Source organism: Micromonospora fiedleri (assembly GCF_016774385.1).
Lineage (GTDB): Bacteria > Actinomycetota > Actinomycetes > Mycobacteriales > Micromonosporaceae > Micromonospora > Micromonospora gifhornensis.
This window is the reverse complement of the sequence record NZ_JAETXL010000003.1, coordinates 598,785-611,993: the sequence shown is the minus strand read 5'-3', so window position 1 is coordinate 611,993 and position 13,209 is coordinate 598,785. Positions and strand designations below refer to the sequence as shown.

Annotated in this window: 4 protein-coding genes; 3 read left to right on the top strand and 1 reads right to left on the bottom strand. The window is 73.7% G+C overall.

Translation table 11 applies throughout. From position 1 onward, the window contains the following. Window positions 1–25 precede the first annotated feature (25 nt). Window positions 26–2,863, bottom strand: coding sequence for a condensation domain-containing protein (locus JMF97_RS10550; RefSeq protein WP_203221376.1), 2,838 nt, complete (start codon window positions 2,861–2,863; stop codon window positions 26–28). 137 nt (window positions 2,864–3,000) lie between these two features. Here JMF97_RS10550 and JMF97_RS10545 point away from each other — a divergent pair, with 137 nt between their 5' ends. Genes JMF97_RS10545 through JMF97_RS10535 form a run of 3 tightly spaced genes read left to right on the top strand, consistent with a single transcriptional unit; the run spans window position 3,001 to window position 13,209 of the window. Continuing rightward, entirely contained in the window at window positions 3,001–8,496 is a 5,496-nt protein-coding gene (locus tag JMF97_RS10545; protein ID WP_203221375.1) for a non-ribosomal peptide synthetase/MFS transporter, read from the top strand. A 1-nt stretch (window position 8,497) separates the two neighbouring features. Next, the gene (locus JMF97_RS10540; RefSeq protein WP_238359060.1) at window positions 8,498–9,997 is read left to right on the top strand and encodes a class I adenylate-forming enzyme family protein; all 1,500 of its coding nucleotides are present in this window, start codon (window positions 8,498–8,500) and stop codon (window positions 9,995–9,997) included. Beyond that, a complete protein-coding gene (locus tag JMF97_RS10535) occupies window positions 9,994–13,209 on the top strand; it encodes a non-ribosomal peptide synthetase (protein WP_203221374.1) in 3,216 nt (1,071 codons plus the stop codon). The genes JMF97_RS10540 and JMF97_RS10535 overlap by 4 nt, the downstream gene beginning before the upstream one ends.

Below are 13,209 nucleotides of genomic sequence, written 5' to 3'. Positions count from 1 at the left end.
GAACGGTTTTCGGTGCACGTGCGTGTCATCCGGCGGTTGGCGTCCACGGCCAGGGCACGTCCCGGTGGGCCGCCTCGACCAGCAGCGACTCGATGCCGCGCAGGAACGGCTCGACGCGCTGCGCCGGGAAGTACCGGGTGTCGGCGGTGATCACCAACTCGATCCCCTCGTGCGCGTCGAGCACCTGCAGGCGGCACCGCCACGGGAACTGATCAAGTTCGGTCAACCAGCGGAAGCGACTCTCCGGCAGCATCGCTCGCAGACCGGCTCCGTCCGGGCCCGACCGCGCCGGGCCGACCTCGCGGAGCAGCCGGGCGTCGTTCAGATAGCAGTAGGGCGCCAGGAAGGTCCGGTGATCGTGTCCCAGGTCGGTGAAGGTGCGCTCCCACACCGCCGGGTCGTAGTAGGCGTGCCGGTAGGCGTCCAAGGCCGCCCGCCCGGTGCGCGACAGCAGCTCGGTGAAGCCGGGCCGGCCGGACAGGTCGAGTCGACACAACCCGATCTGGTTGAGGGTGCCGATCGCCTCGGCGTGCCCGGGCTGGAAACGGTTGTTGGCCATCACCACGATCCCGCACGTCCGCTGGTCGCCGTCGCCGGTCAGCCCGGCGGCGGTGGCCGCCAGGATCGCGTTGGCGGTGCTGGTCCGGTTCCGGGCCGCGAGCAGCCGCACCGCGTGGTGCGCCGCCGTGGACACCAGCGAGCCGCGTCGGAAGCGGGGTTGCGGTGCCGGCCCGACCGGGTCGGACAGGCTCGGCGTGAGGCCCGTGAACTGCCGCACCCAGTACGCGATCGCCCGCTGTGAGCGCCGCTGCTCGACGTCGCGCTCCCGTCCGGCGAGGCCCAGCGACTGGAGGCCGGCGGCGGCGGGAGTCGCGCCGGCCAGCAACGCCCGCAGGTCGCGCAGCACCAGGTCGCTGGCGTGGAAGTCGACGGTGGCGTGACTGAAGACCACGACCACCTGCCGTACCCGGCCGTCGACGGTGACCAGCGCGGCCCGCAGCGGCCACTCGGCGACGTGGTCGAACCGGGGCGTACCCAGCCGGGCGGTCAACCCGGTCGCGGCCTCCCGGCCGTCGGGGTCGTCCTCGGGCCGCGGCACCGGGTGGACGAGCACCGGCAGCCGGCCGGCGGCTGCTGACTCCTGGTGCAGTTCGTCGTCGCGGCGGCGGAACCGGGTGCGCAGCGACTCGTGCCGGCCCAGCAGCGCGCCGATCGCGGTGACCGCCCGTGCCACGGTCAGCTCCGTGCGGGCGGGGACGGGCAGCTGACGGGGCAGGCACAGCGCCCGGTACCCGGCGGGGGAGTCGAACTCGTCCAGGCTGCGCCACATCGCCCGCTGCCCCCACGTCAGCGGCGCGTTGGCGGCGCGCCCACCGGCGAACGGCGCGGAGACGATCTCCTCGCCGTCGGCGACGACCGTCACGACACCCGCCTCGGCTGGCGCGTCGGTGGCGGAAGGCGCGCCGGTGACGGGCGGTGACCAGGGCCAGGGCACGTCGGTGTGGGCGGCGGCCACCACCAGTTCCTCCATCTCGCGCAGGTGCGTCTGCACGGCGTCCATCGCGATGTGCCGGGTGTCGGCGGTAAGCGTGATGCCCACCCCGCCGGGTTCGTCCACGACGTGGGCCAACATGTGCCAGGCCGTCTGCTCCAGGCCTTCCGTCCAGGAGAAGGTGCTGGCGGCCATGGCGGCCCGAAGGTCGGCGGGCGTCGCCACCGGTGGCGTCGGGCCACCACCGACCGACAGCCGTACGTCGTTGAAGTAGTAGTGCGGCCCGAACAACGAGTCGAAGTCGATGCCCTGCTCCTCGAAGGTCCCACGCAGCGAGGCCGAGTGGTAGTACGCGTGCCGCAGGCCGTTGAGCGAGGCGATCCAGACACGGGAGAGCACTTCGGTGAAGTCGGGACGGCCGGTCAGGTCCACCACGCAGAAGCCGACCTGACCCAGGTTCGCCACGGCGTCGGCGTACTCGGTGCGGAACCGGTTGTGCGCCATGGGAAACAGGCCGACGAGCGTACGGCCGCTGTGTCGGGCGGCGACCGCGTGATAGGCCGCCAGCAGCACCGCGGAGGCGCTGACCCGGTGTCGGGCGGCGACCATCCGGGCGGCCGTGTCGATGGCGGAGGAGACCAGCACGCCGCGCCGCGCCGGCGGGTCGAGCCCGGGGCCGGTCTGCTCCCACGGCTGCGGCGGCAGCCGCCGGTATTCCCGCAGCCAGTACGCCGCCGCCCGGTCGGAGCGTCGGCGGTCCGGGCCGTGCTGGAGCCGGGCCACGTCGGTCGACTGCGGGCCGGGTGGGGTGGGCAGTCGCCCGCGCAGCAACAGCAGCCGCAGGTCACGCATCACCACCTCGGCGGCGTGCGCGTCCACGGTGGTGTGGCTGAACACCAGCACGACCTGGCGTACCCGTCGGTCCACCGTCACCAGCGCCACCCGCAGCGGCCACTCGGCGGCGTGGTCGAACGCGACGTCGCCGAGCCGGCCGGCGGCCGCCCGGGCCGCCTCGGCGCCGTCACCCACCCCGGCGCAGAGCAGCACCGGCAGCACCCCGGCGGCCGCCGCCTCCTGGCGTGGCTCGCCGTCGCGCAGCGGCAGCCGGGTGCGCAGCGCGGCGTGCCGGCCGACCAGCGCACCCACCGCCCGCAGCGCGGTGGGCACGTCGGTGGCGGCCCGCGCCGAGACGCCGACGGTACGCCGCAGGTTGAGGAAACGGTGGTTGGAGCCGAACCGGCTGATCGAGCGCCAGAGCACCTGCTGCGCCCAGGTCAGTGGCGCCGTGGTGGCTCCGGCACCGGTGAACTCGGCGGGTGCCAGGGGCTCCGAGGCCCACTCGACCGGAATGACGACGTCCGTGAATGGCATTCCCGACCGTAGACCGGGCCGTACGGATGCCGGATCGATCGATCGAGTCTTACACAGTGGACCGATCAGCCGATCCGCGCTGTTGGATACGCCGTGCACACTACTGACTCCCATCCGTCATCGGAGTGAGGCGCTGCGTGACGAACGTTGACGCGCCGGCCTGGAGTCGTACCGACTCGCCGGAATTACGCCGATCCACCGATCGGCCGCGTCTGTCGTTCGCCCAGGAACGGATCTGGTTCACCGAACAGCTGACCCCGGGCACCGCCGCCTACGTCATCTACGCGACGGTGCGGCTGCACGGAGCGCTGGAGATCGATCTGCTCCGGGCCGCCCTCGACGCCACCGCCGCCCGACACGACAGCCTGCGGATGCGGTTCACCGAGAACGCCGACGGCGAACCGGTCGTGCAGGTGCTGCCCGAGGTCCGGGTACCGGTCACGGTCACCACCGCCGAATCCGAGCAGGCCGCCCGGGACCTGGTCACCGCAGCCGTCGACACCCCGTTCGACCTGGCCGCCGCGCCGCTGCTGCGGGCCCTGGTGGTACGCATCGACGACGAACAGCAGCTGCTGCATATGGCGATGCACCACATCGTCAGCGACGGCTGGTCACTGGACATCCTGCTCGGCGAGGTCGCCGCCACCTACGGCGCGCTGCGCGACGGCGGCACCGCCCCGGCGGCCCCGTCGACCGGTTACCTCGACTACGCCGCCTGGCAGCGGGCTCGACTGGACGGCCCGGCCAGCGGTGACGGCTTCGCCTACTGGCGTACGGCGTTGGCCGACGTACCGCCGCTGGAGCTGCCCACCGACCGGCCCCGACCGGCTGTGCTGTCGTACGCCGGGGGCACCCACCGCTTCGCCTTCGACGCCGAGCTGACCGACGGGCTGCGCCGCCTGAGCCGTGCCCACCGCAGCACGCTGTACATGACGCTGCTCGCCGGCCTGCAAGCCGTGCTGTTCCGCTACAGCGGCCAGCGGGACTTCGCCATCGGCTCACCGGTCGCCGGCCGGGTCGTGCCGGAGCTGGAACGACTCGTCGGCCTGTTCGTCAACACCCTCGCCCTGCGCGCCGACCTGTCGCCGATCGCCACCGGCCCGGACGGCCCCGTCGAGCCGAGCTTCGCGGCCCTGCTCAAGCGCACCCGCGGCACCGTCGTGCGGGCGCTGGCCCACCAGGAGATCCCGTTCGAGCGGCTGGTCGCCGACCTCAACGTGGCGCGCGACGTCAGTCGTACCCCCGTCTTCCAGGTGTTGTTCACCCTGCAGAACTACGACCAGGGCGGCAGCGGTTGGCCGGCCGGGCTGCGCGCCGAAGGGGTGGGCACCGACGCCGGGACCGCCCGTTTCGACCTGTCGCTGTACGTCGGGGAGAGCGCCGACGGGCTGCGCGGCATGGTCGTCTACAACACCGACCTGTTCGACGCCGCCACCGTACGGCGACTGGCGGCCAGCTTCGAGACGCTGCTGCGCGGCGCGGTCGCCGCACCGGACTGCCCGGTGGTCGACCTCGACCTGCTCGACCCGACCGAGCGGGACCGCACCCTGGCGCTGGGGCGACCCGACACCGACGACAGCACCGGGGTCACCGGCGGCGCGACGACCCTGGCCGACCTGATCGACCGGCACGTCGCCGCCACCCCGGACGCCCCGGCGGTCGTCGGTGAAGAGTCGCAAACCCTCACCTACCGCCAGCTGGACCGGCGGGCCAACCAGCTCGCCACCTGGCTGCGCGGGAAGGGCGTCGGCCCCGACACCCTGGTCGGGGTGTTGCTCGAACAGTCGGTCGAGTTGGCGGCCACGCTGCTCGGGGTGCTCCGCGCCGGCGGGGCCTACCTGCCGCTGGATCCGGAGCAGCCCGCCGCCCGGCTGGGCCTGATGCTCGCCGACGCCCGCCCCAGCATCGTGTTGACCAGCGCCGACCTGCGGGACCTGCTGCCGGCCGAGCTGCCCACGGCCTGCCTGGACGAGGTGGCCGCCGAGATCGCCGCCGGCCCGGACACCGCACCCGGGGCCACCGCGACCGGTGACAACCTGGCCTACGTCATCTACACCTCCGGCTCCACCGGCACCCCGAAGGGAGTGGCGGTGGCCCACCGGCAGGTGCTGCGCTACCTCGACGGGGTCGCCGACCGGTTCGCCGTCGTCCCGGCCGCCCGATACGGGCTGCCGCAGTCGATGTCCTTCGACTTCAGTGTCACCGTCTTCTATCTCGCGCTGGCCACCGGCGGTGCGGTGCACCTGCTGCCCCGCCGATGCACCGGCGCCGAACTCGCCGAGCGGCAGCGGGCGCGACACATCGACTACCTGAAGATCACCCCGTCGCACCTGACGGCGCTCACCGCCGACACCGAACCGGGTGACCTGCTGCCGGCCCGCGCGCTGATTCTCGGCGGTGAGGCGTCCGATCTGGACCGGATCGCGCCCCTCGCCGCCGGCCCGGCCCGGATCTTCAACCACTACGGCCCCACCGAGGCCACCGTCGGCGTGGCCACCTACGAGGTACCCGCCACCGAGGCCGGTACCGGTCCGGTGCCGATCGGGCGGCCCCTGCCACACGCCCGGACCTACGTGCTCGACGAGCGGCTGCGCCCGGTGCCGGTCGGGGTGCCCGGCGAGCTGTACCTCGGCGGCGACCGGCTGGCCCGCGGCTACCTGAACAGGCCCGAGCTGACCGCACAGCGGTTCCTGCCCGACCCGTACGGCCCACCCGGCGCCCGCCTCTACCGCACCGGCGACCTGGCCCGCTGGCGCAACGACGGGCAGCTGATGTTCCTCGGCCGACGCGACCACCAGGTGAAGATCCGCGGCTACCGGGTCGAACTGGGGGAGATCGAGGCCGCGCTGCGGGACTGTCCCGAGATCCGGCAGGCGGCGGTGCTGCTGCGCGACGACCGGCTGGTCGCCTACCTGGAACCGGCCACCGAAGCGGACCCACCCCAACCGGCCCAGTTACGCCGCCGGCTCGCCGAACGGCTGCCCGAACACATGCTGCCCAGCCGTTGGGTGCTGCTGGACCGGCTGCCGTTGCAGGAGCACGGCAAGGTGGATCGGCGCGCCCTGCCCGCCCCGACCGACGAGCCGACCACCGACGCCGATCGGGTGGCGCCGGACGGGCCGGTGGAGACCCTGATCGCCGGAATCTGGCAGGCGGTGCTCGGAATCGCGCAGGTCGGCGCCGGTGACGACTTCTTCGACCTGGGCGGGCACTCGCTGCTGGCCACCCAGGTGGTGGCCCGGCTGCGACGGGAACTGCCCGAGGTGCTCGGCGCCGCCGCGCCGACGGTCAGCGTGATGGACCTGTTCCGCCACCGCACCGTACGCGAACTGGCGCACCTGGTCGGCGGCGACGCGACCGACAGCAGCGGGCTGCTGCACGAGCTGACCCCGCCGCTGCCCGCCGGAGCGCGCATCGCCACCCTGGTCTGCGTCCCGTACGGCGGCGGCAGCGCGGTGGTGTACCAGCCGCTGGCCGACGCGCTGCCCCCCGGACACCGGCTGCTGTCGGTGGCCGTACCCGGACATGACATCGGGGTGGCCGACGACCCCGCGCCCATCGACCAGGTCGCCGCCGACGTCGTCGCGGAGATCCTGGACCGGGTCAGCGGCCCGCTGATCCTCTACGGACACTGCGGTCCCGGTGGGGCTCTCGTGGTGGAGGTGGCGCGGCGGCTGGAGGCGGCCGGCCGCGACCTGGAGGCGGTGTATCTCGGCGCGGTCTTCCCCTTCGGCCGACCCGCCGGTGGGCTGCTCGGCCCGCTGCTGCGGCTGCGGCTGGCCGAACGGTTGCGCAGCGACCGGATCTACCGCACCTGGCTCCAGGCGCAGGGCACCAACATCGGGCAACTCGCGCCCGACGAGGTGCGGTTCCTGATCCGGGCGATGCGCCACGACGCCGAGGTGTCCGAGGAGTACTTCACCGAGCTGATGCGCCGGCGGGTGACCCCACTGCGCGCGCCGATCATCTCGGTGGTGGGGGAGCGGGACCGGGGCACCGAGTTCCACGAGGAGCGCTACCGCGAGTGGCACTTCCTCAGCGACCGCACCGCCCTGGCCGTGATCGACGAAGGCGGCCACTACTTCCTCAAGTACCGGGCCGCCGAACTGGCCGAGATCGTCACCGACGTGCACCGGCGCATCGACACCCCCACCCCGGCGGTCGCCGAGACCCCCACCGCCGCCCCCGAGCCGGCCTGGCAGCTCGCCGCCGTCTCCCACCGTGGTCCCGAACCGCCGTCGACCGGCCGGAGCAGGACGGACACCGCGCCCCCGCCGAGCATGCGACGCTTCGGCATGGTCGCCGCCGGGCAGATCACCTCCGGCCTGGGTACCGCGCTGACCACCTTCGCCGTACCACTGTGGATCTACACGCAGACCGCTTCACTGGCCCGGTTCGCGCTATTCGCCGTACTGGCGCTGCTGCCCGGCCTGCTCATCGCGCCGTTGGCCGGCGCGGTGATCGACCGGTTCAGCCGGCGGGCCGTCCTGCTGACGGCCTGCGCCGCCGCCGGCGGCGGCAACGCGGCGCTGGCCGTCCTGGTGCTCCTCGACCGGGTCGAGATCTGGCACTTCTACCCGTTCACCGCCTGGCTGTCGGTGGCGCTGGCCTTCCAACGCCTCGCCTTCGTCTCGGCGGTGCCGCAACTGGTGCCCAAACGGTTCCTCGGTCACGCCAACGGGCTGGCCCAGACCGCCGTCGGCCTCACCCAGTTCGTGGTGCCGCTGGCCGCCGTGGCCCTGCTCCAGGCCGTCGGACTGCGCGGCATCCTCCTCGTCGACGTGGCCTGCTACCTCTTCGCCATCACGGTGCTGGCGGTGGTGAAGTTCCCCCGCACCCTGGCCCTGCAACGCCGCGAGAGCATCGGCGCGGAGATCCTCGCCGGCCTGCGGTACGCGCTACGCCGCCGGGAGTTCCGGGCCATGCTGACCTTCTTCGCCGCCCTGAACCTCTTCCTCTTCCCGGTGCTGTTCCTGCTCTCCCCGCTGGTGCTCGGCTTCGCCAGCCTCGACGAGGTCGCACAGGTCGCCCTCACCGGCGGGATCGGCGCGGCCACCGGCGGCCTGGTGATGCTGGTCTGGGGCGGTCCCCGGCACCGCCGGATGCGCGCGGTGCTGCTGGGCACCCTCGGCATCGCGGCGGCCGCCATGCTGACCGGGCTACGCCCGAACCTGGCGCTGATCGCCGCCGGCGCCTTCGGCATGTACGTGTCCCTGGCCATCGTCAACGGCGTCTACGCCACGATCATCCAGACCAAGGTGCCGCCGCGCGTACACGGCCGGGTCTTCGCACTCAACCAGATGGTCGCGCAGTCCACCCTGCCGCTGGGCTGGGGTCTGATCGCCCCGGCCGCCGCCCGGATCGCCGAGCCGATGCTGCTCGCCGACGGCGTGCTGGCCGGCACGGTCGGCGTCGTCCTCGGGGTCGGCCCGGGACGCGGCCACGGCCTGCTCTACGTGCTGTTCGGGCTCTGCATCGCGATCACGGCACTGGTCTCGCTGATCACGCCGGTGCTGGCCCGCTTCGACGACCAGGTGCCCGACGCCCCGCCGGACGACCTGGTCGGCATCGAGGAACGCCAGGCCCGGGCCGCCGCCGTCACCCCCGTACCGGCCGTCCGGAAGGCGGCCTGAGATGCCCCCGACGACACCCGCACCCCGTACGGTGCCGGACCTGCTGGACTGGCGCGCCGACCTGCACCCGGAACAGGTGGCCGTCGAGGTGCACGGCGTGGCCACCCTGACCTTCGCCGACTGGGCCGGCGAGTCGAGTCGGTTCGCCGCCGCCCTGCGGGCCCGGGGACTGCGCCGAGGTGACCGGGTCGGCCTGCTCTTCGGTGCCCGCGACTGGACCCGCTTCGCCGTCGCGTACTGCGGGGTGCTGCGGGCCGGCGGGGTGGCCGTACCCCTGTCCGACCGGCTCGCCGCCGGACAACTCGACTACGCGCTGACCCACTGCGCGGCCACCGCCGTACTGCACGGCGACGACACCCCCGCCCCGCCCGTACCGGCCGGACTGCCGGTCTGGACCTGCGCCGACCTGCTCACCGAGGCGGCCTCCGAGCACCTCGACGCCGCCACGGCCCGCCCCGGTGACCTCGCCCAGATCCTCTACACCTCCGGCACCACCGGGCGGCCCAAGGGAGTGGCGGCCAGCCACGCCAACCTGACCGTCGGGGCACCGCAGCATCCCCGCCGGCTGGCCCTGGCCCACTCCCGACGGTTCCTGCACGCCTTCGCCATCGGCACCAACGCCGGGCAGACCATGCTGGTCAACGCGCTCACCGCCAAGGCCGGCGCGCTGACCCTGCCCCGCTTCACCCCACTGCGTTTCGCCCGGCTGGTCGAGGCCCCCGGCACCGGCACCGTCTTCGTGGTCCCGTCGATCGCCGTCGAACTGCTCGACTCCGGCGCGCTGCGCGGGCGGGACACCAGCGGCGTACAGCTGATCGGGTCCACCGCCGCGCCGCTGGCACCGGCGGTCGCCGCCCGGCTGGCCGAGGCCTTCCCGGCGGCGACAATCGTCAACTACTACACCTCCACCGAGGCCGCCCCGGCGCAGACCACGATGATCTACGACCCGGCGCGACGCGACGCCGTCGGCCGACCGGTCGGCGGGCAGCTGATGGTCGCCGACGTCGACGGCAACCCGCTGCCGGTCGGCACCACCGGCGACGTGTGGCTGCGCGCCCCCTTCACCCGCGCCTACTACCGCGACGAGGCCGCCAACCGGGCCACCTTCCGCGACGGGTGGGTGCGGATGGGCGACGTCGGCCGCCTCGACGCCGACGGCTACCTGTACCTCACCGATCGGCACCAGGACGTGATCAAGACCGGCGCGTTCAAGGTCTCCACCCTGGAGGTGGAAGCGGCACTGCACGAACACCCCCTGGTCGCCGAGGCCGCCGTGGTCGGGATACCGCACCCGGTGCTCGGCTCGGCGGTCGCCGCCGCCGTCGTGCTCCGCCCGCCGGCCGGCCCGGACGACCTCACCCTGCCCGTGGCACGCGGCTTCCTCGCCGACCGGCTCGCCGACTACCAGCTGCCCGCCCGCCTGCTGGTGCTCGACCGGCTGCCGCACAACGAGGGCGGCAAGGTGCTCAAACGGCAGCTCACCGACCTGTTCCAGACATGACCACCGCCAGCACGACCAGGGGAGCAGATGTGGGCACCGCCGAGGCGACGTACGCACAGCACGCGGTCTGGTTCACCGAGCAGGCCGGGTCCGCCGGCACGGCGTATCACATGGCGTTGGGCGTACGGTTCGGCGCCGAACTCGACACCCAGTCCCTCGTCGCGGCCTGCACGGGCGTGATCGCGCGGCATCCGATCCTGTCCGCCCGGATCACCGGCGACGACGACGGCATCCCGCGCCTGGCCCCGGCCGACACCCGCCCGCCGGTCGGCTTCGGCGACCTGACCGACGCCCGGATCGCCGAGGAGATCGCCCGTCCGTTCGACCTGCACACCGGACCGCTGGCCCGGTTCACCCTGCTCACCGGCGTCGAGGGTGAGTACCTGCTGCTGGTCACCGCACACCATGTGGTCTTCGACGGCACCTCCAAGGACATCCTCGCCCGGGACCTCGCTGGCGCGTACGCCGCCGCCCGCACGGACGCGCCCACCGACCCGCCGACCCGTGCCGACGACTACAGCGGCCTCGCCGCGGCCGAACAGCAGCGGATCGCCGCCGACCTGCCCGCCGCCCGCGACTACTGGGCCCGGCACTGGTCCGGCCCCGGTGACGTGGTCCTGCCCGGTCTGCGTCGGCTGCCCACCGCCGCCGAACCCGGTGCCGCCGTCGCGGCGGACCTGCCCGCCGACCTGGTCGACGGGGTCGACCGGCTGGCCGCAACGCTGGGCGTGACCCGCTTCGAGGTGCTCTTCGCGGCGCTGCACGCCCTGCTCGCCCGCTACGGCAACCAGGGCGTCCCAGTGGGGGTGGCGCTGTCCACCCGTACCGCCGAACAGGCCGACCTGGTCGGGCTCTTCGTCAACGAACTGCCGGTCGCCGCCGACGCCGCCACGGCGACCTTCCGCGACCACGCCCTCGCGCTACGGGCCCGGCTGCGGGAGGTGTACCGGCACCGGGCCGTGCCGCTGGCCCATGCCGTGCCCGGCCTGCGGCCGGCACCGGCGCTCACCCCGGTCAGCGTCGGCTACCGACGACGCGCCGCCGAGCCGGTCTTCCCCGGCGTGCCCAGCCAGGTGGAGTGGACCCTGTTCAGCGGCGCCGCCCGCAACGCGCTGCACGTGCAGATCGTCGACGCGCCCACCGGCATCACGGTGAGCCTTCAACACAGCCCCACCGCCATCGACACCGACGCGGTCCACCGCATCGGCGGACACCTGCACACCCTGCTCACCGCCGTGATCGCCGACCCGGACCGGCCGGTGGCGCGGCTGCCGCTGCTGCCCGACGACGAACTCGACCAGATCACCCGCGCCGGCACCGACACCACCCGCAGCTATCCGGTGGCGACCGTGCCGGACCTGTTCGCCGCCCGGGTCGCCGCGACCCCGGACGCCCCGGCCCTGGTCGACAGCGACCTGACGCTGAGCTACCGCCGACTCGACGAGGCCGCCCGGCGGCTCGCCGGGGCGTTGCGGCAGCGCGGCATCGGCCCCGCATCGCTGGTGGCGATGCCACTGGAACGGTCCTGGCAGGCGGTGGTGACCATGCTGGCGGTGCTGCGCTGCGGCGCCGCCTACCTGCCCATCGACCCGGCCCACCCGGCCGCCCGGCAGGAGGCCGTGCTGGCCGACGCCGCCCCGACCCTGGTGGTGACCGCCACCGGAACCACCTCGGACCGGCCCACCCTCACCCTGGACGACGTCGCCCTGCTCGACGGCCCGGTGCCGACGGACCCCGACGAGCGACCCGACGTCGACGCGCTGGCCTACGTGCTCTACACCTCCGGCTCCACCGGCCGTCCCAAGGGTGTGGCGATCCGCCACGGGTCCCTGGCGAACATGCTGTTCGGGGTCCGGGACCTGCTGGGCAGCGAGCCGACGCACCGTTGGCTGCACCTGACGTCGCTGTCGTTCGACATCTCCACGGTGGAGGTCTTCCTGCCCCTGATCACCGGCGGGCAGGTGGTGGTCGCCTCGACGGTCAGCGCCCTCGACGGCCGAGCCGTGCTGGCGTTGATCCGCGCCGCCGGCGTCACCCACGCCCAGGCCACCCCGTCCGGCTGGCGGGTGCTGCTGGAAGCCGGCCTCGGCGCCCCCGGCGACCCCACGCCACCGCTGGTCGCGGTCGCCGGCGGCGAAGCGCTGCCGGTCACCCTCGCCCGGGAGTTGCGGGCCCGCACCACCCGGCTGATCAACGGGTACGGCCCGACCGAAGCCACCGTGTACGCCACGATGGCCGACATCCCCGCCGACCCCGTCGACGTCACCATCGGCACTGCGCTGCCGAACGTGCGGGCGTACATCCTGGACACCGCCGGTCTGCCCGCGCCCATCGGCCTGCCCGGTGAGCTGCACCTGGCCGGTGCCGGGCTGGCCCTCGGCTACCTGGGGCGCGACGACCTGACCGCGCAACGGTTCGTACCCGACCCGTACGGTCCGGTCGGCGAGCGGATGTACCGCACCGGTGACCGGTGCCGGTGGCGGTCGGACGGGCACATCGAGTTCCTCGGCCGCACCGATCACCAGGTCAAGATCCGGGGCCATCGGATCGAACTGGGGGAGATCGACGCTCGGCTGCTCGACCATCCCGGGGTCGCCGAGGCGGTCACCGTACTCCGGCAGGACGCCGACGAGCCGCGCCTGGTCGCGTACCTGGTGCCCCGACCGGGCGGGGTGCCGGAGCCGGCCGACCTGCGTCACCATCTCGCGTCGAGCCTGCCGCAGGCGGCCCTGCCCAGCGACTACGTCATCCTCGACCGGCTGCCGCTGAACGCCAACGGCAAGGTGGACCGGGCCGCGCTGCCCGCCCCGACCGCCCGGCCGACTCCCGCTGCCGCCGGGGCGCTCGATGCCGCCCGGCCGGCCGATGCCGCCGTGCCGACCGCCGTTGCCGCCGCTGCGCTCGATGCGGCCGGGGCGGCCGGGGCGGCCGGGGCGGTCGACGCCGCTGGGCCGGTCGATGTGGCCGGGTCGCTTGACGACGATCCGTTGGTGGCGCAGCTGCGGCTGATCTGGCAGGAGGTGCTGCGGATCCCCGACATCGGCGTGCACGAGGACCTGTTCGACCTGGGTGGACACTCGCTGACCATCACCCGGATCAGCGGTCGCATCCAGCAACGGCTCGGCGTCGACGTACCGCTGGACGCCTTCTTCGACACCCCGACCATCGCCGAGATCGCCGACATCGTCCGACAGGTGAAGAAGGAGTCCTGA

Coding starts and splice junctions, on each gene's coding strand:
- JMF97_RS10540 (WP_238359060.1), top strand. CDS start 8,498: ATGCCCCCGACGACACCCGCACCCCGTACGGTGCCGGACCTGCTGGAC.
- JMF97_RS10535 (WP_203221374.1), top strand. CDS start 9,994: ATGACCACCGCCAGCACGACCAGGGGAGCAGATGTGGGCACCGCCGAG.
- JMF97_RS10550 (WP_203221376.1), bottom strand. CDS start 2,863: ATGCCATTCACGGACGTCGTCATTCCGGTCGAGTGGGCCTCGGAGCCC.